This is a genomic window from Pseudomonas fluorescens (assembly GCF_001708445.1).
Lineage (GTDB): Bacteria > Pseudomonadota > Gammaproteobacteria > Pseudomonadales > Pseudomonadaceae > Aquipseudomonas > Aquipseudomonas gorinensis.
Genome location: NZ_CP015637.1, coordinates 3,836,253 through 3,857,158 on the forward strand (window position 1 = coordinate 3,836,253; position 20,906 = coordinate 3,857,158).

22 protein-coding genes are annotated in these 20,906 nt (G+C 63.9%); 13 read left to right on the forward strand and 9 right to left on the reverse strand.

Annotated elements, in window-relative coordinates; genetic code table 11:
- The first annotated feature begins 281 nt into the window (after window positions 1–281).
- From nirS to A7317_RS16890, 11 genes are all read left to right on the forward strand, one after another.
- Window positions 282–1,823, forward strand: a complete 1,542-nt coding sequence (nirS, locus tag A7317_RS16840; RefSeq protein ID WP_223817869.1) for a nitrite reductase — start codon at window positions 282–284, stop codon at window positions 1,821–1,823.
- 24 nt (window positions 1,824–1,847) lie between these two features.
- Entirely contained in the window at window positions 1,848–2,162 is a 315-nt protein-coding gene (locus A7317_RS16845; RefSeq protein ID WP_024074997.1) for a c-type cytochrome, read from the forward strand.
- A 16-nt stretch (window positions 2,163–2,178) separates the two neighbouring features.
- Window positions 2,179–2,496 carry a c-type cytochrome gene (locus tag A7317_RS16850; RefSeq protein WP_024074996.1) on the forward strand — a complete coding sequence of 106 codons (318 nt, stop codon included), beginning with the start codon at window positions 2,179–2,181 and terminating at the stop codon, window positions 2,494–2,496.
- On the forward strand, window positions 2,493–3,662 hold the full coding sequence (locus tag A7317_RS16855) for a cytochrome D1 domain-containing protein (RefSeq protein ID WP_069076384.1): 1,170 nt from the start codon (window positions 2,493–2,495) through the stop codon (window positions 3,660–3,662). Before A7317_RS16850 ends, A7317_RS16855 begins: the two co-directional genes overlap by 4 nt.
- Window position 3,663: 1 nt before the next feature.
- On the forward strand, window positions 3,664–4,122 hold the full coding sequence (locus A7317_RS16860) for an Lrp/AsnC family transcriptional regulator (RefSeq protein ID WP_024074994.1): 459 nt from the start codon (window positions 3,664–3,666) through the stop codon (window positions 4,120–4,122).
- Window positions 4,119–4,634: an Lrp/AsnC family transcriptional regulator gene (locus A7317_RS16865; protein ID WP_150055272.1), complete on the forward strand. Its 516-nt coding sequence runs from the start codon at window positions 4,119–4,121 to the stop codon at window positions 4,632–4,634. The genes A7317_RS16860 and A7317_RS16865 overlap by 4 nt, the downstream gene beginning before the upstream one ends.
- Complete coding sequence (locus tag A7317_RS16870; protein ID WP_024074992.1) at window positions 4,627–5,070, forward strand: Lrp/AsnC family transcriptional regulator; 444 nt, start codon at window positions 4,627–4,629, stop codon at window positions 5,068–5,070. Before A7317_RS16865 ends, A7317_RS16870 begins: the two co-directional genes overlap by 8 nt.
- Window positions 5,045–5,548 carry an Lrp/AsnC family transcriptional regulator gene (locus tag A7317_RS16875; protein ID WP_069076385.1) on the forward strand — a complete coding sequence of 168 codons (504 nt, stop codon included), beginning with the start codon at window positions 5,045–5,047 and terminating at the stop codon, window positions 5,546–5,548. The genes A7317_RS16870 and A7317_RS16875 overlap by 26 nt, the downstream gene beginning before the upstream one ends.
- 9 nt (window positions 5,549–5,557) lie before the next feature.
- Window positions 5,558–6,715 carry a heme d1 biosynthesis radical SAM protein NirJ gene (nirJ, locus tag A7317_RS16880; RefSeq protein ID WP_024074990.1) on the forward strand — a complete coding sequence of 386 codons (1,158 nt, stop codon included), beginning with the start codon at window positions 5,558–5,560 and terminating at the stop codon, window positions 6,713–6,715.
- Window positions 6,716–6,784: 69 nt separating this feature from the next.
- The gene (gene cobA / locus A7317_RS16885) at window positions 6,785–7,609 is read left to right on the forward strand and encodes a uroporphyrinogen-III C-methyltransferase (protein WP_024074989.1); all 825 of its coding nucleotides are present in this window, start codon (window positions 6,785–6,787) and stop codon (window positions 7,607–7,609) included.
- Window positions 7,606–9,060: a nitrite reductase gene (locus A7317_RS16890; protein ID WP_069076386.1), complete on the forward strand. Its 1,455-nt coding sequence runs from the start codon at window positions 7,606–7,608 to the stop codon at window positions 9,058–9,060. The genes cobA and A7317_RS16890 overlap by 4 nt, the downstream gene beginning before the upstream one ends.
- 286 nt (window positions 9,061–9,346) lie before the next feature.
- Here the strand turns inward: A7317_RS16890 and hemN are convergent, their stop codons facing one another.
- From hemN to A7317_RS16920, 6 genes are all read right to left on the reverse strand, one after another.
- Window positions 9,347–10,732: an oxygen-independent coproporphyrinogen III oxidase gene (hemN, locus tag A7317_RS16895; protein ID WP_024074987.1), complete on the reverse strand. Its 1,386-nt coding sequence runs from the start codon at window positions 10,730–10,732 to the stop codon at window positions 9,347–9,349.
- Window positions 10,719–12,038 carry a hypothetical protein gene (locus A7317_RS16900; RefSeq protein ID WP_069077422.1) on the reverse strand — a complete coding sequence of 440 codons (1,320 nt, stop codon included), beginning with the start codon at window positions 12,036–12,038 and terminating at the stop codon, window positions 10,719–10,721. Before A7317_RS16900 ends, hemN begins: the two co-directional genes overlap by 14 nt.
- Before the next feature lie 90 nt (window positions 12,039–12,128).
- Window positions 12,129–12,572: a membrane protein gene (locus A7317_RS16905; RefSeq protein WP_024074985.1), complete on the reverse strand. Its 444-nt coding sequence runs from the start codon at window positions 12,570–12,572 to the stop codon at window positions 12,129–12,131.
- Between the two features lie 103 nt (window positions 12,573–12,675).
- Window positions 12,676–13,992, reverse strand: a complete 1,317-nt coding sequence (locus A7317_RS16910; RefSeq protein WP_069076387.1) for an OprD family outer membrane porin — start codon at window positions 13,990–13,992, stop codon at window positions 12,676–12,678.
- Between the two features lie 229 nt (window positions 13,993–14,221).
- Window positions 14,222–14,767 carry a putative natural product biosynthesis protein gene (locus A7317_RS16915; protein WP_069076388.1) on the reverse strand — a complete coding sequence of 182 codons (546 nt, stop codon included), beginning with the start codon at window positions 14,765–14,767 and terminating at the stop codon, window positions 14,222–14,224.
- Between the two features lie 62 nt (window positions 14,768–14,829).
- The gene (locus A7317_RS16920; RefSeq protein WP_069076389.1) at window positions 14,830–15,213 is read right to left on the reverse strand and encodes a DUF2946 domain-containing protein; all 384 of its coding nucleotides are present in this window, start codon (window positions 15,211–15,213) and stop codon (window positions 14,830–14,832) included.
- 181 nt (window positions 15,214–15,394) lie between these two features.
- On the opposite strand from A7317_RS16920, the gene A7317_RS16925 reads away from it, so the two are divergent.
- Both A7317_RS16925 and A7317_RS16930 read left to right on the forward strand, forming a co-directional pair.
- The gene (locus A7317_RS16925) at window positions 15,395–16,000 is read left to right on the forward strand and encodes an SCO family protein (RefSeq protein WP_024074981.1); all 606 of its coding nucleotides are present in this window, start codon (window positions 15,395–15,397) and stop codon (window positions 15,998–16,000) included.
- Window positions 16,000–16,467, forward strand: a complete 468-nt coding sequence (locus A7317_RS16930; protein WP_069076390.1) for a copper chaperone PCu(A)C — start codon at window positions 16,000–16,002, stop codon at window positions 16,465–16,467. The genes A7317_RS16925 and A7317_RS16930 overlap by 1 nt, the downstream gene beginning before the upstream one ends.
- Window positions 16,468–16,491: 24 nt before the next feature.
- On the opposite strand, the gene A7317_RS16935 is transcribed toward A7317_RS16930, so the two are convergent.
- Genes A7317_RS16935 through A7317_RS16945 form a run of 3 tightly spaced genes read right to left on the reverse strand, consistent with a single transcriptional unit; the run spans window position 16,492 to window position 20,873 of the window.
- The gene (locus tag A7317_RS16935) at window positions 16,492–17,418 is read right to left on the reverse strand and encodes a hypothetical protein (RefSeq protein ID WP_069076391.1); all 927 of its coding nucleotides are present in this window, start codon (window positions 17,416–17,418) and stop codon (window positions 16,492–16,494) included.
- Complete coding sequence (locus A7317_RS16940) at window positions 17,387–19,282, reverse strand: filamentous hemagglutinin N-terminal domain-containing protein (RefSeq protein WP_081329226.1); 1,896 nt, start codon at window positions 19,280–19,282, stop codon at window positions 17,387–17,389. The genes A7317_RS16935 and A7317_RS16940 overlap by 32 nt, the downstream gene beginning before the upstream one ends.
- A 7-nt stretch (window positions 19,283–19,289) precedes the next feature.
- The gene (locus A7317_RS16945; RefSeq protein ID WP_069076392.1) at window positions 19,290–20,873 is read right to left on the reverse strand and encodes a ShlB/FhaC/HecB family hemolysin secretion/activation protein; all 1,584 of its coding nucleotides are present in this window, start codon (window positions 20,871–20,873) and stop codon (window positions 19,290–19,292) included.
- Window positions 20,874–20,906 lie beyond the last annotated feature (33 nt).

Below are 20,906 nucleotides of genomic sequence, written 5' to 3' on the forward strand. Positions count from 1 at the left end.
GACAACCTGGCAAGCACGCGCACCGGCAAACTTGATCGCCGTCAAGCGAACATTGCGACGCGACACCCTAGTCTTGCCGGGCACTAAGAACCTGCGCTCTACCCTGCCTTCGCCGGGCATCGCAAAGGTCTTGCCTGAGGAGAAATGGAATGCTGACTCGCAACAGAAAAACCTGGGTATTGAGCCTCGCCAGCTTGAGCTGCGCCCTGGCCCTGGCCCTGCCGATCACGGCCCATGGCGACGCGGCGGCAGGCGTGGTGAAAACCACCGGCGCCCCCGATATGAGCCAGGCTGACTTCGACGCCTCCAAGCAGATTTACTTCGAGCGCTGCGCCGGTTGCCATGGGGTATTGCGCAAAGGCGCCACCGGCAAGCCGCTGACACCGGATATCACCCAGGCCCGTGGCCAGGCGTACCTGGAAGCGCTGATCACCTACGGTTCTCCCGCCGGCATGCCGAACTGGGGCACCTCCAACGCGCTGACCAAGGCGCAGATCAGCACCATGGCCACCTTCATCCAGCACACTGCGCCCACCCCGCCGGAATGGGGCATGGCCGAAACCCTCAAGACCTGGAAGGTGCTGGTCAAACCGGAAGACCGTCCGAAAAAACAACTGAATAAACTCAACCTGCAAAACCTGTTTTCGGTGACCTTGCGCGACGACGGCAAGATCGCCCTGGTGGACGGTGACACCAAGCAGATCATCAAGCTGATCGACACCGGCTACGCCGTACATATCTCGCGTATCTCGGCTTCCGGTCGCTACCTGCTGGTGATCGGCCGCGATGCCAAGATCGACATGATCGACCTGTGGCCGCTGGAGCCCACCAAAGTCGCCGAGATCAAGGTGGGCATCGAGGCCCGCTCGGTGGAGACCTCCAAGTTCAAGGGCTATGAGGACAAGTACGCGATTGCCGGTTCCTACTGGCCACCGCAGTTCACCATCATGGACGGTGAAACCCTGGAGCCCAAGCAGATCGTGTCCACCCGCGGCATGACCGTGGACAAGCAGGAATATCACCCCGAGCCGCGCGTGGCGGCGATCATTGCCTCCCACGAATGGCCGGAATTCATCGTCAACATCAAGGAAACCGGCAAGGTGATGCTGGTCAATTACCAGGACATCAAGAACCTCACCATCACCACCATCGACGCTGCGCCGTTCCTGCATGACGGCGGCTGGGACAGCACGCACCGCTACTTCATGACGGCGGCGAACAACTCCAACAAGGTCGCGGTGATCGACTCCAAGGAGCGCAAGCTCACCGCCCTGGTGGACGTCGGCAAGACCCCGCACCCCGGCCGTGGCGCCAACTTCAACCACCCCAAATTCGGGCCGGTATGGGCCACCAGCCACTTGGGCGACGGCGGTATTTCGGTGATCGGCACCGACCCGGTCAAGCACCCGCAATATGCCTGGAAACAGGTGGAATCCCTCAAGGGCCAGGGCGGCGGTTCGCTGTTTATCAAGACCCACCCCAACTCCCATCACCTGTACGTCGACACCACCCTCAACCCTGACGCCAAGCTCAGCCAATCGGTCGCCGTGTTCGATATCAACCAGCTGGACAAGGGCTACACCGTGCTGCCGATTGCCGAGTATTCCGGGATCAAGCAAGGCGCCCTGCGCGTTGTGCAACCGGAATACAACAAGGCGGGCGATGAGGTGTGGTTCTCGGTATGGAACGGCCAGACCGAAGAGTCGGCGCTGGTGGTGATCGATGACAAGACCCTCAAGCTCAAGCAGGTGATCAAGGACAAGCGCCTGATCACCCCGACCGGAAAATTCAACGTCTACAACACCCAACACGACATTTATTGAGCCCCATCAACACGAGATCATCCAATGAAAAATACTCTCCTCGCACTGCTGGCGTGCACGGCGGCCATCGGCCTGCAGCCGGCGCTGGCGCAAGACGGCCACGACCTGTTCAACAGCAAGCCCTGTGTGGGTTGCCACACCATCGACAGCAAACTGGTGGGGCCGGCCTTGAAGGATGTCGCGGCCAAGAATGCCGGGGTGAAAGACGCCGCCGCGACCCTGGCCAGCCATATCAAGAACGGTACCCAGGGCAACTGGGGGCCGATTCCGATGCCGCCGAACCAGGTCACCGATGATGAAGCCAAGGTGTTGGCCGATTGGGTCCTGACCTTGAAATAACCACAAGGAGCACGTCATGCACGCATCGATAATCGGTACCGCCATGGCGTTGTTCCTGCTGATGCCCGCGCGGGCAGCGGCCACCCCGGACGCTGCCCGCCTTGAACACCTGCTGACCCAGGACTGCGGCGCCTGCCATGGCCTGCACCTGACCGGTGGCCTGGGCCCGCCCCTCACACCCCTGGCCCTCGCCGACCACAGCCGCGACAGCCTGATCGCCACTGTCACCTACGGCCGCCCTGCCCGCGCCATGCCCGGCTGGGGCCCACTGCTCAGTGCCGGCGATATCGCCTGGCTGGTCGACCGCCTCTTGCAAGGAAGCCCCGCACCATGATGCGTCCCGCCCTGTTATCCCTGTGCCTGTTGCTCGGCGCCTGCACTCAGCCCACGTTGCGCGGCAGTGGCGACCTGGGCCTGGTGATCGAACGTGCCAGCGGCAGCGTGCAGATCATCGAAAGCACCGGTATGACCGAACTGGCGCGCATCGAGGGGCTGGGCGACCTGTCCCATGCCTCGGCGGTGTTTTCCCGCGACCAGCGTTTCGCCTATGTGTTTGCCCGCGACGGCGGTTTGACCAAGGTCGACCTGCTGACCCAGCGTATCGAGCGGCGCATCGTCCAGGGCGGCAACAGCATTGGTGGCGCCATCAGCCAGGATGGCCGCCTGATCGCCGTGTCCAACTATGTGCCTGGCGGGGTCAAGGTGTTCGACGCCGACACCTTGCAACAGGTCGCGGATATCCCCGCCACCGCCCTGCCCGACGGCAAGCGCTCACGGGTGGTGGGCCTGGTGGATGCGCCCGGCCAACGCTTCGTGTTCAGCCTGTTCGACACGGGCGAAATCTGGAGCGCTGACTTCAGCCACGGCAACGCGCCGCGCATCACCCGCTTCAAGGACATCGGCGAGCAACCCTATGACGCGCTGATCACCACCGATGGCCGTTACTACATGGCCGGGCTGTTCGGTGAAGATGGCATGGCCCAGCTCGACCTGTGGCACCCCGAGCGCGGTGTACAGCGCGTGCTCAAGGACTACGGACGCGGCCAGGCCAAACTGCCGGTCTACAAGATGCCCCACCTGGAAGGCTGGGCCGTCGCCGACAACCAGGCCTTCGTACCCGCCGTGGGTCGCCACCAGGTGCTGGTGATGGACGCGCGCACCTGGCAGCAAACCGCCGCGATCGCGGTGGCCGGCCAACCGATTTTTGTCACCGCGCGCCCCGACGGGCGCCAGCTGTGGGTCAACTTCGCCTACCCGGATAACGACCGGGTGCAGGTGCTCGACAGCGAGACCCACCAGGTGGTCGCCGACCTGCGCCCTGGCCCCGGTGTGCTGCATATGGAATTCAGCGGGCGTGGCGAGCAACTGTGGCTGTCGGTGCGCGACGGCGAACAGGTGCAAGTGTGGGACCCGTACCGCCTGACCCTGCTGAAGACATTGCCGGCCCTGAGTCCCAGCGGCATTTTCTTCAGCCTCCGTGCGCAAAAAATGGGGTATTGAGATGGACCTTGATCGGCTCAGCCAACAATTGATCGAACGCTTCCAACACGGCATGCCTCTGTGTGCCGAGCCCTACCGGGAAATGGCCCAGGTGTTGGGTTGCCGCGAGGCCGAGGTGATGGCGTGCCTGCAACGCCTGGAACTGGCCGGCGCCCTGTCGCGCATCGGCCCGGTGTTCGAGCACACCCGCGCGGGGGCCAGCACCCTGGCGGCGCTGGCGGTACCCGTCGAACGCCTGGAGCAGGTGGCCCTGCGGATCAACCAATATCCGGAGGTCAACCACAACTATGCCCGCGACCATCACTACAACCTGTGGTTCGTGCTGACCGGGCCGCACCGCCAGCACCTGGAGCAAATCCTTGATGAGCTGGAGAAAGACACCGGCCTCACCCCGCTGGATTTGCCGATGCTCACCGCCTACCGCATCGACCTCGGGTTTTCCCTGGGAGAACACCCGTGATCACGCCGCTGACCCAGGAACAAATGCTCGACCTGCGCCAGTGCCTGGAGCGCGGTTTGCCTATCGTCACGCGGCCTTATGAAGACCTCGCCGAACAGATCGGCGCCCATCACGACCAGGTGCTGCAACAGATGCAGCAATGGCGCGACCAGGGCTTGTTTCGCCGCGTCGGCCTGGTGCTCAACCACCGCGCCCTGGGGTATGTGGCCAACGCGATGCTGGTGCTGGATGTGCCGGATGCGCTGGTCGATGAAGTCGGCCAGCGCCTGGGCCGCGCGCCGGGGGTGAACCTGTGTTACCAGCGCCCCCGGCGCCTGCCGCAGTGGCGCTACAACCTGTTCTGCATGGTCCACGGCCGCGAGCACCGCGCGGTCGAGGCGCAGATTCACGCGCTGCTGGAGCAGCAGCTGCTCAGCGACCTGCCCTATCAACTGCTGTTCAGCACGCGCGCCTTCAAGCAATGCGGCGGACGTTTTGCCCCACCCCCTTCGCAGGTATGGGCCCATGGATGATCTTGACCGACGCCTGATCAATCGCCTGCAACTCGGCTTGCCGCTGGTGCGCGAACCTTGGCAGCAGGTGGCCGCCGAACTGCACAGCCGCCCCGGTGAAGTGCTCGACCGCCTGCATGATTTGCTCGAAGACGGCGTGCTCACGCGCTTCGGCCCGATGTTCGATATCGAGCGCCTCGGCGGCGCCTTCACCCTGGCCGCGCTGGCCGTACCCGAGGCGCGCTTTGACGCCGTCGCCGAGCAGCTCAACGCCCTGCCCCAGGTCGCCCACAACTACCGCCGCGAGCACCGCTGGAACATGTGGTTCGTGCTCGCCTGCGCCACCGAGACGGAGTTGGCCGCCACCCTGTCGCGCATCGAGGCCCTGACCGGGTTGTCGGTGCTCAACCTGCCGAAGGAGCACACCTACCATGTCGGTCTGTATTTCCCGGTCTGATACCCCCCTGGCCCTGCGCCTGGTCGCCCTCACCCAAGGCGGCCTGCCGCTGGTGGAAGACCCGTGGGCCTGGCTCGCCGAGCAGTTGGGCATCAGCCTCGAATCGACCCTCGACCTGCTCAAGCGCCTGCAGGCCGAAGGCGCGATCCGACGTATCGCGGCGGTGCCCAACCACTATCGCCTGGGCTATCGGCATAACGGCATGACGGTCTGGGACGTACTCGACACGCAACTGCCGCGCCTGGGTCAACTGCTCGGTGCGCAGCCGTTTGTCAGCCATTGCTACCGGCGTCCGCGCCGCCCCGGCTGGCCCTACAACCTGTTCGCCATGGTGCATGGGCGCAGCCGTGAGGAAATCGACAGCTACCGCGAACACCTGCGGTTCCTGCTGGGGGATGCCTGCCGCGCCGACGAGATGCTGGTGAGCAGCCGCATCCTGAAAAAAACCGGCCTGCGCCTGCCGCCGGCCCACTCGTAGGAGCGCCCCATGCTGCGGATCAGTCAGTACTTGCGTACCCTCGCCGGCCAATGCCCGCCACCCCGTACATCGCCGCCCGGCAGCGATCGGCCGCCGGTGGTGATCTGGAACCTGCTGCGGCGCTGTAACCTCACCTGCAAACACTGTTACGCCACCAGCGCCGACAGTGTGTTCCGCAATGAACTGGACACCCCGGCGGCCCTTCAGGTCATCGATGATCTGCAGGCCGCCGGGGTGCGTGTGTTGATCCTGTCCGGCGGCGAACCCATGCTGCGCGAGGACCTGTTCCAGCTCAGCGCCTATGCCCGCGACAAAGGTTTTTTCGTGGCGCTGTCGACGAACGGCACGTTGATCGATGAGCACACTATCCAGCAGGTTGCCGACGCGCAGTTCGACTATGTGGGCATCAGCATCGATGGCCTGGAGGCGACCCACGACGCCTTTCGCCAATTGCACGGCAGTTTCCAGCGCTCGATGCACGCCATCCGCCTGTGCCGCGAGGCCGGGATTCGCGTGGGCCTGCGCACCACCCTGACCCAGGACAACCACGCGCAGTTGCCGCAGCTGCTGGCGCTGATGCGCACGTACGATGTGCAGAAGTTCTACCTGTCGCACCTCAACTACAGCGGGCGTGGCAAGCGCAGCCGCCAGTTGGACGCGCACCGGCAGATGAGCCGCGAGGCCATGCGGTTGATTTTCCAACAGGCCTGGAGCGATATCGAAAACGGTATCGACAGTGACTTCGTCAGCGGCAACAACGACGCCGACGCCGTGCTGTTGCTGCAATGGGTCCACCAGCATCTGCCCCAACACTACCCCCAGCTGGAGCACCTGCTGCACAACTGGGGCGGCAATGCCTCCGGCAGCGGCATCGCCAATATCGACAACACGGGCGAGGTGCACCCCGACACCTACTGGTGGCAGCACTCGGTGGGCAATGTGCGCAACACCACCTTCCGCCAACTCTGGCTGGACCAGCCCGATCCGTTGCTGCTGCGCCTGCGCGAACACCCGCGTGCCATCGGTGGGCGTTGTGCCAAGTGCCATTGGTTGCCGATCTGCAACGGCAATACGCGCACCCGCGCCTGGGCCGACGGCGACCTCTGGGGCCCGGACCCCGGCTGCCACCTCAGTGACGCCGAGATCGCCCAGCGGCCCTCCCCCTGATCCCTGGCGCGACCACCCGGTGACACAACCGGGGGCGCTGCCTACCTGATGAAGAACCAAGGACGTCTCATGCACACTTCAACCGCCCTACCTGCCAGTTTGCACAGCCCCTTCCACCCCGGCGAAGTCGCGTTGGTGGGCGCCGGCCCCGGTGACCCGCGCCTGTTGACCCTGCGTGCCTGGAGCTTGTTGATGCAGGCCGATGCCGTGGTGTTCGACCGCCTGGTCAGCGCCGAGCTGCTGAGCCTGATCCCGCTGACCTGCGCGCGCCACTATGTGGGCAAGGCCAGCGGCTGTCACAGCCTGCCCCAGGACCAGCTCAACGAACTGCTCGCCGACCTGGCCGACCAGGGGCAACGGGTCGTGCGCCTCAAGGGCGGCGACCCCTTTATCTTCGGGCGCGGTGCCGAAGAGCTGGAATACCTGCTGGCGCGGGGCATTCCTTGCCAGGTGGTGCCGGGTATTACCGCGGCGTCCGGGTGCAGCGCCTATGCTGGCATCCCGTTGACCCACCGCGACCTGGTCAACTCCTGCCGCTTCGTCACCGGGCACCTGCAACGCGACGGTGCCTTGAAATTGCCCTGGGCCAGCCTGGCGGAGCCGAGCCAGACGCTGGTGTTCTACATGGGCCTGTCCAATCTGGCGCTGATCGCCGAACACCTGGTTGCGGCGGGTTTACCGGGGGACACACCCGCGGCGCTGATCAGCAATGGTGCCCGCGCCGACCAGCACGTGGCCCGTGGCACCCTGCGCCAGTTACCGACCCTGGCCGCCGACTGCGAGCCCGGGGTGCCGACCCTGACCGTGATTGGCCATGTGGTCAACCTGTTCGCCGACACCGCCCTGCACTTCCCCGCCAGCCTGACCCCGGCCCGTGAAGCGGTGGCGGTATGAAACGCCTGCTGCTGGTGCCGCTGCTCTGGGCCTCGGCCGCCCACGGAACGCCGGCCGAGGACTACCAACGCCTCTGCGCAGGCTGCCACGGCCTCAACCGCATCGGCGCCAGCGGCCCGGCGTTGCTCCCGGAAAGCCTGGGGCGGATCAAGCCGGAGGAAGTGCGCAAGGTCATCGAACAAGGCCGCCCCGCCAGCCAGATGGCCGCGTTCGCGCCACAGCTGAGCGCGGCACAGATCGACGGCCTGGCGAGCTTGCTGCAACAGCCGCCCGATTCGCCGGTGAGCTGGGATGAGCAGGCTATCCGTAGCAGCCACACGGTATTGGCGGAGGTGAGCCGCTTGCCCACCACACCGCAACATCACGCCGACCCGCTCAACCTGTTCGTGGTGGTGGAGTCGGGCGACCATCACATCGACATTCTCGACGGTGACACCTTTACCGTGCTGGACCGCTTCCCCACCCATTTTGCGGTGCACGGCGGGCCAAAATTCTCCCCCGACGGGCGTTTTGTGTACTTCGCCTCGCGCGACGGCTGGATCAGCCAATATGACCTGCACAACCTCAAGCTGATCGCCGAAATCCGCGTCGGGCTCAATACCCGCAACCTGGCGGTGAGCAAGGACGGGCGCTGGGTGCTGGCGGGCAACTACCTGCCGGGCAACCTGGTGCTGCTGGATGCGCGCGACCTGTCCCTGGTCAAGACGCTGGACACAGCCTCCCGCGTCAGCGCGGTCTACACCGCGCCGCCGCGCAACAGCTTTATCGTGGCGCTCAAGGACGTGAACGAAGTCTGGGAGTTGTCCTATGCCGCCGCCCAGCCCAGCTTCGAACCCCGGCGCATCCAGGCCCAGGACGTGCTCGATGACTTTTCTTTCTCCCCGGATTACCGTCAACTGGTGGCCACCTCACGCAAAGCCGGGGGCGGCCAGGTGATTGACCTGGACAGCGGTCGGGTGGTCACCGATATCCCGCTGTCCGGCATGCCGCACCTGGGTTCGGGAACGTATTGGCAACGCAATGGCCAGTGGGTATTTGCCACGCCGAATATCAGCAAGGGGCAAATCTCGGTGATCGACCTCAAGACCTGGACGCTGATCAAACAGATCCCCACCCTGGGGCCAGGCTTTTTCATGCGCAGCCATGTGAACTCGCGCTATGTGTGGAGCGACGTGTTCTTCGGGCCGGACAACGATGCGATCCACCTGATCGACAAGCAGACCCTGGAGATCGCCCACACCCTGCGGCCGATGCCAGGCAAGACCGCGGCCCATGTGGAATTCACCCGGGATGGCCGCTACCTGCTGCTGAGTATCTGGGCCACCGACGGCGCGTTGATCGTGTATGACAGCCAGACGCTGAAGGAGATCAAGCGCATCCCCATGAACAAACCTTCGGGCAAGTACAACGTGGGGAACAAGGTGGAGTTTGCCGAAGGCACATCACATTGAGCCATGGTGTTCAAAGACTGCCTCCTCCCACACTTAACCGAGTACAGCAGGCACAACTTCGGTCGGTTCCAGGGCCGCAAAAACCAGAGCAAAAGCAGACTCAGGTCTACCTGATAGATACAGATCCAAATGTGGGAGGGGCGGTGCGACGATTCGACTTGCCCCCGATGGCGCCGGGTCAGTTAACCAATAAGTGGCTGACACTCCCTCATCGGGGGCAAGCCCCCTCCCACATTTTTTATCGAGTACACCAGGCACAACTCCGATCGCCGCGACAGCACTTAGCTCAAACCGTGCGGGAGAACTGGCCTTTGTGTGCGCCGCCGAGGTAGGCGTCGAAGGCCATGGCTACGCTGCGCACCATCAATTGGCCCTTGGGCAACAGTTGCAGTGCATCGTGCTGGATCAGCAACAGCCCATCTTCCACCTGCTCATCCAGTTGTGTCATGGCCTCGGCAAAATACTCGTTGAACCGAATGCCATGGGCGGCTTCGACCCGGGCGAAATCGACGCGGCCGTCACACATCAGGCCATTGATCACCTCGCGGCGCAGCACGTCATCGGGGTTGAGCCGATAACCGCGCTGTACCGGGAGCATGCCCGCATCGATTCGCGCGTAGTACTGGGACAGTTCCTTGACGCTCTGGCTGTAGCTGTCACCCACCTTGCCGATGGCGGATACACCCAGGCCGATCAGGTCGCAATCGGCATGGGTGGAGTAGCCCTGGAAGTTGCGTTGCAGGCTGCCATTGGCGCGGGCCAATGCCAGCTCATCGTCGGGCAAGGCAAAATGGTCCATGCCGATGTAGACGTAACCGGCCTCGGTAAGGCGGCGGATGGTCAGTTCCAACAGTTCCAGCTTGCGCGTCGGGGGTGGCATGTCTTCGGGGCGGATCATGCGCTGGGCGCGGATCTGGCTGGGCAGGTGCGCGTAGCTGTAGGCCGCCACCCGGTCAGGGCGCAGGGCGATCAGTTTGCTCAGGGTCACATCGAAACTGGCCACGGTTTGCAGGGGCAAGCCGTAGATCAGGTCGACACTCACGGACTTGAAGCGCGCCTCGCGGGCCGCCGCCACCAGTTGCACGATCTGCGCTTCGCTTTGCTGGCGATTGACCGCTGCCTGCACGTCGGGGTCGAAGTCCTGAACGCCGAAGCTCAGGCGATTGAAACCCAGGCGACGCAGGGTGTCGATCCGTTCGACGCTGATGGTGCGTGGGTCCACCTCTATGGAGAACTCATGGGCGTCACTGTCATCCAGGGTGAAATGTTGCCCCAGGCAGTCCATCAGCTCAGCCAGTTGCGCGTCGTCCAGGTAGGTCGGCGTACCGCCCCCCAGGTGCAACTGGGTCAAGCGCCGGGAGCGCTCGAACAACGCGCCTTGCATCTGGATCTCGCGCTTGAGGTAGCCCAGGTACTCCACGGCGCGGTGGGTCTTGCGCGTGATGATCTTGTGGCAGCCGCAGTAGTAGCAAAGGCTCTGGCAGAACGGGATATGGATATACACCGATAACGCCTTGGGCGCGGCCACCCGGTGGCTGGCGCGCACCGCCTGGTGATAGTCATCCAGGGCAAAGGCACTGTTGAATTGCGGTGCGGTGGGGTACGAGGTGTAGCGCGGCCCGGGTCGGTCGTATTTGTGTACCAGGGCGCGGTCGAATTCAAAGGCTGTCATGGTCGATCACCTCGTCGTTGGCACTGACCGGGGTAGCGAGCACGGCGCGTTCGAACAAGGCGCAGATGCCATCCACGTGCGGCAGGCCGGCCGGCAGCAGCCAAATGAATGTCGGCGACAGCTCGATCAGGCCGTCGCGGTGCAAGGCTTCCAGCAACGGCCACAGGTTGGCGAAATAGCGCGCGAACACCAGGCCGTAGCGATGCTCCACCGCGCGGATATCCAACTCAAGGTCACAGGCCAGGCGTTCGGCGACGTGCAGGCGCACCGGGTCGGCGGTCTCGCGAAACCAGCCGCGGTTCGTGGCGAGCTGGCCATTACCCAACTGTTCGCGGTACTGGCGAGGATCGGTGGTGTTCTGCGCACACAAGGTGTCGATCTGGCTGATGGCGCCCAGGCCGAAACCGACGTGGTCGCAATAACCGTGCAGGGTAAAACCTTCGCAGTTACGGCTCAGGCGCCCGCGCTCCTGGGCCTGCTTGAGGTCATCGTCGGCGCGGGCGAACTGGCCCAGGCCGATGTAGTGATAGCCCGCGGCGGCCAGGTGCTCAAAGCTGCTGCGGCGCATGGCGCTCTTGTCTGCCTCGCTGCAGAACGGCTGGAGGCGCTGGGCTTGATAGCGTGAAGGCGCGTGGGCGTAATCGAACACCTGCAAACGGTCCGGCTCCAGGGTGATCAGGCTGGCGAGTTTCTGCTCGAAACTCGCCGGGGTCTGCCAGGCATGCCCATAACCGAGGTCGATGTTGACCGAGCGAAAACCGAAGGTGCGCGCCGCATCGACCAACGATTCGATGGGCGCCGGGTCCTGGTATCGCGCCTGGGGCAAAGGCCCTTCGCGATTGGCGTCCGGCACGCCGATGCTGGCGTGGTTGAAGCCCAGCTCGCGCAGCAGGCCCATGGTGGCCCAGTCCATGTGCCAAGGGTCGAGGTCGATGCGGTAGTCACCCCGGTCGTGGTCGAGGAAGTTGAAGCGCTCATGCAACTGCGCCATCAACGCTTGCAACTGCACCAGCGCCGGCGTGGTGCCGCGCAGGTGAAAGTGATCAACCGGCTGGCGCGCGCCGAGCTGGCAACCCATCAGTTGGATTTCCTGGGTCAGGCTGTGCAGGTAGTCATCGCCGAGGTCGCTCGCCGGCCAGTGCAGGTTCAACGCCAGCGGCCGTTGGCGCTGGCGGCTGTCACGCAAGGCGCGCAACAGGTCCAGGGAGCCGACACCGGCATGGAAGCGCCGGGTGTCCGTCTGGCAGGCCAGGTCCAACACGCCTTGATCGTGACGAAAGCGGGAGGGATGAAGGTGGGTGCGCATGACAGACTCCGGTACGGGCGACGGTGAGCCATTGTCCGGTGCGACCTGGTTGCGCACCTTGATATGCATCAAGGTCGCAGGCCCGTACGTCTACCAGCTCAGGTAAAACATACTCTTGGCCAGCAGCACGATCGCGACCATGTGCGCGAACAGGCTCAGATGCACCCCGCGGCTATAGCGCGCACTGACGGTGCCCAGGCGCATCCGCGCCATCGTCACCAGAAAGTGCAGGAGCACACTGGCGGCCAGGATCAGCTTGAGGGTCAGCAATGTGCCAAAGGCAGACGCCAACGGTGCCGACAGCACTGGCAGGTAACGCAGCCAGACCATGCCGAGCCCGGCACCGAACAGCACCAAGAGCACCCACGGCATCAACACCCGGGCGCGCCGGGCGACACCCTGCTCCACCAGCACCATCACCCGAATCGGCAGGTGCCGGTGCAGGTGCCCCAGGATCAGCACCTCGAAAAACACCGTGCCGATAAAGATCAGCGCGGCGAACAGGTGGGCCAATAGCAACAGGAGGTAAAGCATGGAGGCCTCGCAGAGGGACCGGCCGTGGGGAGCCCAGTGTGCGCGAGGGTGAATGACCCGGCCTTGATACCGATCAAGCGTTGCGCCTGCGTGCCGCCCCCACCTACATCAGCGGGATGCTGTAGCTGACGATCAGGCGCGTCTCATCCTTGTCGGGTGTGTCATTGCCGCGCAATACCGCGCTGCGCCAGGTCAGGCCCAGGCCTTTGAACGTCCCCACGGGGATCACGTAGTCGACGCGCAAATCGCGCTCCCACTCACTGTTGTCGCGACGCGCCGCGCGGATGTTGCTGCCGTGGATATAGGTCACGCTCGACTTCAGCCCCGGAATGCCCAGGCCGGTAAAGTCGTAGGTGTAGTTGCCCACCGTGGCCTGTTCGCCGGCATTGACGAACTTCAGCGACTGGGCGTTGGTGATCAGGTACAGCGAACGGCCCTGGCCCTGGTTGATATGGGGAAAATCACTTTCGCCAGTGGTCTTTTGATAGCCCAGGCCCACGGAGTGCCCGTGCAAGCCATAGGTCACCATTGCGCTCCACAGGCGGTTGTCGACCTTGCCGGAATTGACGCCCGCCCCGTAGTACCCCGAACTGACATAGCCTTCGCCACGCCCGGCGGCGCTGGCATTCTTGCCGTCGGCCGTGCTGTAGAAATAGCGCAGGTCGGTCTTGAGCTGCCCCACCGGCAACTGCCAGTTATGGATCAGGCCCAGGAAGTGCTGCTGGTAAAAATTCTCCAGGCTGGCGTAGTAGTACTGCACTTGCAGTTGTTTGCTGACGGCGTAATCCGCCCCACCGTAGTAGAACTGGTTGCTGAACTTGCCCTTGGCCGGGTCATTGGCCCCGGCGATGGACATGCCCTGGCCGTTGCTGGAGTTGCGGTCCAGCACCTGCTCCATTTTACCGGCGACCAGGTTGAAGTCCTTGAGGTCCTTGGAGTCGACCTGATAGCCACGGAAGGTCTGCGGCAACAGCCGGCCGTCTTCGGTCGTCAGCACGGGCAACTTGGGCAGCAGCGTGCCGGCCTTGAACTGGGTCTGTGAGATACGCATCTTGCCGGTGGCGCCGGTCTTGCTGAAGTCGTTGGCGGCCTTGCCATCGGACAGTGGGAATACGCTGCCGGGGGTGTTGTCTTCACCGGCCTTGCCGGCGCGGCCCGAGGCATCCAGGCGCAGGCCGTACATGGCTTGCAGGTCAAGGCCCAAGCCTACTGGCCCGTCGGTAAAACCGGACTGGTAGTTGAACATGAACGCCTGGCCCCACTCCTTATCGGAGGGCGCCTTGGCGTTACGGGTGTCCTGGTTGTAATAGAAGTTGCGCAGGTCGAGGGTGGCTTTGCTGTCATCGATAAAACCCGATGCAGCAGCCTGTTGCGCCGCGCCGAGGGAAACGGCGAGCGCCAGGCAAGTGGTGTGTTTCATGAAGGCTCCGGGAAGTCATTGAGGCAACCCCGTCACAGCCCAACCCTGTTCTTTGTCGCTCGGGCGGTGCTGCATCCAACGGGTGCGCGCACGGTATAGCGTTGGGCGGCGGGGAAATAGCCGCTAAAACCGTCAATCACTTTTTCCGTTTACGTAACAATCCAACCCTCCCGCATTGATCGAGCCCCCGCCTGAAGCCAGTGGCGCCCTGGCAGGCCGGGCCCGCTCCTCAGGGCACCGGCAACCACGCGCTGAAACCCTTCGGCGACATCAGCGGGCACCAGGCAAAGTCCCACGGCAGGGGCGCCAGCACGGGCGCTTCGCAGCCGACGTGCGCGGAGCCTTTGCAGTCGAACACGCGCACGCCTTGCCAGCCCAGGACCACGCCCTGGGCCTGGCTGTCATCCGTGTTGATCCAGCACGCCGCAGCCGCCGCCATGAAGGTTTCGATGGGCTCTTCATCAATCTGCCCGCGGTACGCCGAACCCAGCAGCCAGCGGCAGACATTCAGGTGCCACGTCCAGTCCTGGGGAGGCTGGTTGTGATACGCCCAGGTCATGAAGCTGCGAAACAGGTTCAGCCCCTCCGGCGGGTCGAGCTTGAGCAGCGCCGGGCAGATGTCGAACACGGTGTGCCAATACGGCAACAGGCGTGCATCCAGGTGCACGAAACAGCGGGCATTGCTTGGGTATTCAGGCCGCAAGGGTTCAGCACGCAGGCGACGCGATGCCTTGCTGACCAGGCGGCTGGCGCCTGCAGGCAGGTGATGATTCATGAAACGCACTCACAGTCGTGACGATCGAACGCCCCCTGTTCACAGGAGGCCCAAGGCATACGTCAGAAGGCGGGAGAGGCGCGGGGGTTGGCCGAGGGCCAGGAATAACGCGGCGGCGCCTTGTTGCGCCGCTCATGGGCCGGGCGCGGGGCTTGCCCGAGGCCCAGCAGCCAGGCGAGGCCGATCAGGAACACCAGGGCGACGGTGACAGCGTTGTACACCGGGCAGGCAAAGTAGTTCGAGATGTTGCTGGAAGACGGCGCGCCCAGCCCTTTGTCGGAAAGTGGCGCCGGTTTGCCGTCCACCCCACAGAACGCGCCACCGATCCCATTGAGCTGCTGGCCCATCATCTGGCCATGGCCCAAACCGCACGCGAACAGGTTCATCAGCACGCAGAAGTACAGGGTCCAGACAATCAGGGAACGGTCGGGGCGGCTCAATTTCATGGCGGCGACTCTACCACCAGCGCCGCAAAAGGATGAAGCGCGGCATGCCCCTGTGGCAGAACGTCGCAGATTACGCGGGCTGGCCAGGGTTGGTAGACTTGGCGCCCTCCTCGTTTACTCCTATTCAAAGCCTGCCGAGTTGACTTAGCGCAATGCGGGCGTTTCACAGGATGCACCGTTGATGAGTACGTTATTCACCCGCCGCAAGGTCCTGACCGGCATGGGCCTGTTGGGTCTGGGCCTGCTGGCCGGTTGTGACAACAGCCCCAAGTTGAACTTCAAATACGGCAAGGACTTGAGCGACAAGATCATGGGCCGCACCTTCAAGCTCAAGAACACCGAGGGCGACACCGTCACCCTCAGTTCCTACCGTGGCCTGATGCCGGTGGTGTTCTTCGGTTTCACCCAGTGCCCGGCCGTGTGCCCGACCACCCTCGCCCGCGCCGCCCAGGCCAAGAAGCTGATGGGCCGCGACGGCGAGATCATGCAGGTGATCTTCATCACCCTCGACCCGGAACGCGACACGCCCGAGATTCTCGACAAATACGTCAAGGCCTTCGACCCCAGCTTCGAAGCGCTCTACGGCACCCCGGAAGAAATCGCCGTGGCCGCCAAGGAGTTCGGGATTTTTTATGAAAAGATCCCGGCCGGCGACACCTACACCCTGTCCCACACGGCCACCAGTTTCGTGTTCGATACCCGTGGCAACCTGCGCCTGGGCCTGCAGGCATCCCTTACCGCTAAAGAGTGCGCAGAAGACCTGCTCACCGTCATGGAGGTCTGCTAATGACTGCCGTTCAACACCTCAAGCGCTTCACCTTTGGCCTGACCCTGCTGGGCCTCGCCGCCCATGCCAGCGCCCAGGTGCAAGTCACCGACGCCTGGGTACGCGCCACCGTGCCGGGCCAACCGGCCAGCGGCGCGTTCATGACCGTGACCGCCGACAGCGACAGCAAGCTGCTCAGCGTGGCCTCGCCGGTGGCCAAGGACGTGCAGATCCATGAGATGAGCATGAAGGACGACGTGATGCGCATGGGCCCGGTGGACTCGGTGGCCCTGCCGGCGGGCCAGGCGGTCAAGCTCGACCCGGACGGTTACCACGTGATGCTGATGGGCCTGACCGGGCAGATCAAGGAAGGCGACCAGGTGCCGCTGACCTTGACGGTGCAGAATGCCAAGGGCGAGAAGCAGACCGTCGAGGTCCAGGCCAAGGCGCGTGGGCTGGATGGCATGGACCATAGCAAGATGCATTGATGGGTTCAGCGGGGTCCATCCGGCTTAGCGCACCTCGCAATCAACGTCATTCGATTTGCTGGCGCTGGCCGTGGCGCCCTGCGGCCCCATGGATTGGCTGAATACGGGCGGTGGGTTGAACGCAATGCCGGGGTTCTTCGGCAACACCGCAGGAGGTTCCCTAACGCTCGACGTGAATCCGAACTGGCCAGCCTTGAAACCCTGCGTACCGCCCTCGTTAGTCAAATTGATCAGACCGTCGAGCACGTGCACGTATAAACCGGGTGGCAGCACTGACGTAGCCTTTTGCACCACTGCCGCAAGCGATGCCTTTCCTTGCGCCGCCCATGACTCGACCGATGCCAGCACATTGGCCAGGCGATAAACATAGCGTGCCGAAACCGCAGCGACGACGGCGCTGTAAGAGTCGTCAGCGTGTCCGGCCGACGCGGCCAACCCCATGGCCAGGCTTTTCACCCGCGACGAAGCTCGCGTCGCCACCCCTGCCGTCGGCTGGTAATACACCTCCACGCTGGCCGATTGCAGGTTGATACGGCCTCGGGGCGTCATCAACGTCGAGCGATCCTGGCTGCGCTTACCGAGCAACCCACTGTCCGAGCGTAACCCGCCCTGTTTCAGGGTGAACACCGCCGCATCGGCGCCAGGCACATTCACGTCGTAGGCAAACGCGTCCACGCTGAGCACGGTACCCGGTTGCAGGGTCAACAGGCTGTCATCGCGCAGGCGCACTTGCGCATAGCCCTTGCCCTGGGTCGACAAGGTATCGCCGACTTCCACCAACGACTGCTCACCCAGTACGCGCAGGCTGCCGTCGAGCTTCTTGACGAACAACGGCCCGCTCAGATGCGTCACCACACCGGCCTGCGGGGCGGCCTGAACCCAGGTCGCTGCACTCAGCAGCGCCAGCAACAGCCACGCGTTAATTGCAGTACAGCTTTTTAGCGGGTTCATGTTTATCGCCCTGATCAGTGGAAGCGTCTGTATTGCCTTCCGCCTTGTTAGCGGGTACTGAGGGGCCCCGGCTTTTTTCAGCCGGAATACCGGAGGAGGCAGTGTCCATAACGCTGGAGGACGACCGGTTCACGGTCTTGATGACCTCATTCGTTGCCATTTGCACCGGGTTGTTCGGCTCTCTCGCCGTGGGTGGCGACAGCACCTGGCACAACGCCGAGTTCGGCGCCAACGTACAAATATCGGCGCTGGGCGGCACTGTGACAGGCTTCGGGGGCTCGACAGGCGGCCGGTCGACGTCAGTGATCGTCAAGCGCCCGCCAGCGGTGGGCACGCCCTCGGTAAACACCCGCCCGCTGCCGCTGGCCGTGCCGGCGCCGTCATGGTTGGCGGCCAGGGTGATATCTCCGCTGAACCGGATCAGCGAATTGACATGAATGTCGTTACCCGCCTGCGCCGTGAGGCCGACACCGCTGTTGGTGTTGTTGACCCCCGTGTAGAACGTGATGTCGTGGGTGGCTTGCAACAACACATTGGAGGTCGCGTTGGACAGCAGGTCGGCATCGATTTCACTGTCGGCGCCCGGTGCATTGGCGAAAGCCGACACATCGCCCAGTGAAGCCGAAGGGCCGGACAGGAACGAGGTAACCAGGATATTCGCCGGGTCCAGCTGCCAGAAGCCCGCCGTGCCGAGGGCCGCACGTGTGTCGACCCGCGCGCCGGCCACATCCAGGAAATGCCCGGACGTCTCGACAAGGCCGCCGTTGCCCGAGGCCGCGCCGCCGCGAGCCGACAGCGTGCCATAGACCCGCGTCGTGTCATTGCCCCATACGATGATCTTGCCGCCATTGCCGCTGGCCAGGGCGTCGGCGGAAATCCGCGCGTCCTGGCTCACATAACTGTGTTTGGCGTTCAGGATGGCCGGGTTCTTGCCTTGGTAGTCACCGCCAATCAGCACACGGCCACCGCCACGCTGGCCGCTGGCATCGATGCGCGCATTGCCCATCACACCGACCTGCTCGCCCAGCACGTGTATGTCACCACCCCCCTCGACGCCCGTGGCGGTGGTGCTGCTACCGGCTTCGAGCAAGGTGGTACGGCTGGACTTGAGCACCACCTTGCCGTTGGCGCCGACCACGGCACTGTTGGCGTTCAGCGTGCCGCGCTGGTTGACCAGTGCACCGTAGATACCGATGGTACCGCCTTGGGCAATCACGGTGCCCAGGTTCAGCGCCTGGTCCTTATCCGCCGACACCAGCACGTGCATGCCTGGATTAGTGGAGTCCACCAACTGCACCGAGTGCCCCGCCGCCAGCACCGTCTCGCCCTGGGGCGTGGTGATGATGCCGGTGTTGTTCACATCCGGCGCGATCAGGTACACCTGGCCCCCCGACGGCGTGGTAATCGCGCCCTGGTTGCTGACCTGGCCAGCCGGCCCGTCAGCGGAGAAACGCCGGTTGCCCGAGAGGAAGTCCGCGTTGGAAATCGCCAGGCTCGACGCCACCAGGCCGCCGACATCGATCTGCGCCCCGGCACCGAACACGATGCCGTTGGGGTTGATCAGAAACACCCGCCCGTTGGACTGCAAGGTACCGAGGATCACGCTGGGGTCCTGGCCGGTGATACGGTTGAGCACGCTGCTGTTGCTGCTCTGTTGTACAAACCGCACCAGCTCGCCCTGGGCGATGGAGAAGCTCGACCAGTTGATGATTGCATTGGGGCTGTTGGTGACGGTCAGGGTGTTGCCATCCTGGGTAAACGTCACCTGGCCGTTGACGATCACCGGGTTGACCGGGGCCGCCACCGCACTGGTGGCCATCGCCATCGCCAGGGACAGCGCCATCAAGGTAGGTTTGATTGTCATGGCACCCTCAAAAGGCCAGGCTGAGACGGACGTGCAGGCGATCATCGCCGCGCTGGGTATCACTGGCTTCGGCGTGCAAGGCATGGCCGTAATCCATTTGCAGATTGAGGTTGCGTCGGTAGATCAGGCGCACACCCAGGCCTGCGCTGCTCAGGCTGATGTGTTCGAACTCACCGGGCAGCGCGTTGTTACGCGTCAGGTAGCCGGCGTCGTAGAACGCCAGGGCGCGGCACTGCCAACTGCCCCCCAGGCACAACGGCGGCGTGTAGGCTTCGAGGTTGCCGACCACACCCGAGTCGTTGCTCACCTCGCGCTCACGGAAGCCACGCACCGACGCCGCGCCGCCGGCGCCAAACTGCTCGCCGGGCACCAGGGCATCCTTGGTGTACTGGCCGTTCAACGCCGCGCGCAACTGCCAGGCGGCCGGCAGGATCTGCGTGAGGCTCGTGGCAAAGCGCAATGCCGTGTAGTCATCCCGTGCATGGGCACGCGCCAGGTCGAAATCACTCTGTTGGCCCTTGGACCCGCCGGGGATGTTGTGCAACAGCGACAGGCCGATATTCGCGTCGCCATCCAGGCGCACCCAGGTGCCTTGGTAACCCAGGCTGAGGGGGTGCACGGTGATGTCGTTGCCCAGTTGCACATCGAACAGCTCCAGGCTGCTTTTATAGGCCTTGTAGTCGATGCCATAGACCAGCTTGGATTGGTAATTACCCACCGTCGCCAGGTTGTGGTTGTAGCGCGTGCCGAAGATCGTGCCGCGGCCGCTGACGGCCAGGTCGAAGATGCCCGCCGTCACCGTACCGCTGTCGACATCCGAGTAACTGGTGAAAAAGTCCAGGGAGTCGCCCAGCACATACAGCGGCAGGTGGTAGCCCAGGCCGTAGACACTGACACGCTCGGGCTTCTCCACGGTGGTGGTGTATTGCAGGCTCATCACCTGGTCGCGCCCGAACATATTGGCGTTCTGCAACACGGCACCGACGTAGGTGCGCCCGGTTTCCTTGGAGCCACTGTTGTCCAGGTTCAGCGCAGCGCTCCATGGCGACTCATCGCTGACTTGCACGTCGGCGTCCACCGTATCGGCGGCCGCACCAGTCTTGAGTTTCATCACGGTCTGCTTGGCCGGGTTTTCGTTGGCCAGCTTGAGGCTCTTGGACACCGCCGCCAGGTCAGGCGAGGTGCCCTCTTGCAGCGCCGACAGCGACTGGCGCACGTTGGCCGTGCTGAAATGCTGGTTGCCGGCGACCGTCACCTGGCCAATCCGCACTTGCACCACGTCCAGCACCACCACACCACCGTTCAACTCCTGCTCAGGCAGGTCGATGCGCACCAGTGGATAGCCTTGTCGGTGGAAGACGTCTTCAAGCGCCTCCTGGGCCTTGGCCACATCGCTGAAATCGCGCTGGGCCCCCACGAACGGCGCCACACTCTGCGCCAGTGCATCGGCGGGCAGCAGCGTATTACCGCGCACCTCAAAGCGGGTGATATCGAAGCGTGGCGACAACGGCTCGCTATCAGCGGCCACTGCGAACGAGGTGCACACCGCCAATGAGGCGGGCACCAGCAACAGCATGAAACGGTCAATCATGGGTTGGCCCTTAGGCAGCGTGAGGTTTAAACG

What these genes read in the sequence shown, in the direction of transcription:
- nirS (WP_223817869.1), top strand. Translation starts at nt 282, where the DNA reads ATGAGCCAGGCTGACTTCGACGCCTCCAAGCAGATTTACTTCGAGCGC.
- A7317_RS16845 (WP_024074997.1), top strand. Translation starts at nt 1,848, where the DNA reads ATGAAAAATACTCTCCTCGCACTGCTGGCGTGCACGGCGGCCATCGGC.
- A7317_RS16850 (WP_024074996.1), top strand. Translation starts at nt 2,179, where the DNA reads ATGCACGCATCGATAATCGGTACCGCCATGGCGTTGTTCCTGCTGATG.
- A7317_RS16855 (WP_069076384.1), top strand. Translation starts at nt 2,493, where the DNA reads ATGATGCGTCCCGCCCTGTTATCCCTGTGCCTGTTGCTCGGCGCCTGC.
- A7317_RS16860 (WP_024074994.1), top strand. Translation starts at nt 3,664, where the DNA reads ATGGACCTTGATCGGCTCAGCCAACAATTGATCGAACGCTTCCAACAC.
- A7317_RS16870 (WP_024074992.1), top strand. Translation starts at nt 4,627, where the DNA reads ATGGATGATCTTGACCGACGCCTGATCAATCGCCTGCAACTCGGCTTG.
- A7317_RS16875 (WP_069076385.1), top strand. Translation starts at nt 5,045, where the DNA reads ATGTCGGTCTGTATTTCCCGGTCTGATACCCCCCTGGCCCTGCGCCTG.
- nirJ (WP_024074990.1), top strand. Translation starts at nt 5,558, where the DNA reads ATGCTGCGGATCAGTCAGTACTTGCGTACCCTCGCCGGCCAATGCCCG.
- cobA (WP_024074989.1), top strand. Translation starts at nt 6,785, where the DNA reads ATGCACACTTCAACCGCCCTACCTGCCAGTTTGCACAGCCCCTTCCAC.
- A7317_RS16890 (WP_069076386.1), top strand. Translation starts at nt 7,606, where the DNA reads ATGAAACGCCTGCTGCTGGTGCCGCTGCTCTGGGCCTCGGCCGCCCAC.
- hemN (WP_024074987.1), bottom strand. Translation starts at nt 10,732, where the DNA reads ATGACAGCCTTTGAATTCGACCGCGCCCTGGTACACAAATACGACCGA.
- A7317_RS16900 (WP_069077422.1), bottom strand. Translation starts at nt 12,038, where the DNA reads ATGCGCACCCACCTTCATCCCTCCCGCTTTCGTCACGATCAAGGCGTG.
- A7317_RS16905 (WP_024074985.1), bottom strand. Translation starts at nt 12,572, where the DNA reads ATGCTTTACCTCCTGTTGCTATTGGCCCACCTGTTCGCCGCGCTGATC.
- A7317_RS16910 (WP_069076387.1), bottom strand. Translation starts at nt 13,992, where the DNA reads ATGAAACACACCACTTGCCTGGCGCTCGCCGTTTCCCTCGGCGCGGCG.
- A7317_RS16915 (WP_069076388.1), bottom strand. Translation starts at nt 14,767, where the DNA reads ATGAATCATCACCTGCCTGCAGGCGCCAGCCGCCTGGTCAGCAAGGCA.
- A7317_RS16920 (WP_069076389.1), bottom strand. Translation starts at nt 15,213, where the DNA reads ATGAAATTGAGCCGCCCCGACCGTTCCCTGATTGTCTGGACCCTGTAC.
- A7317_RS16925 (WP_024074981.1), top strand. Translation starts at nt 15,395, where the DNA reads ATGAGTACGTTATTCACCCGCCGCAAGGTCCTGACCGGCATGGGCCTG.
- A7317_RS16930 (WP_069076390.1), top strand. Translation starts at nt 16,000, where the DNA reads ATGACTGCCGTTCAACACCTCAAGCGCTTCACCTTTGGCCTGACCCTG.
- A7317_RS16935 (WP_069076391.1), bottom strand. Translation starts at nt 17,418, where the DNA reads ATGAACCCGCTAAAAAGCTGTACTGCAATTAACGCGTGGCTGTTGCTG.
- A7317_RS16940 (WP_081329226.1), bottom strand. Translation starts at nt 19,282, where the DNA reads ATGACAATCAAACCTACCTTGATGGCGCTGTCCCTGGCGATGGCGATG.
- A7317_RS16945 (WP_069076392.1), bottom strand. Translation starts at nt 20,873, where the DNA reads ATGATTGACCGTTTCATGCTGTTGCTGGTGCCCGCCTCATTGGCGGTG.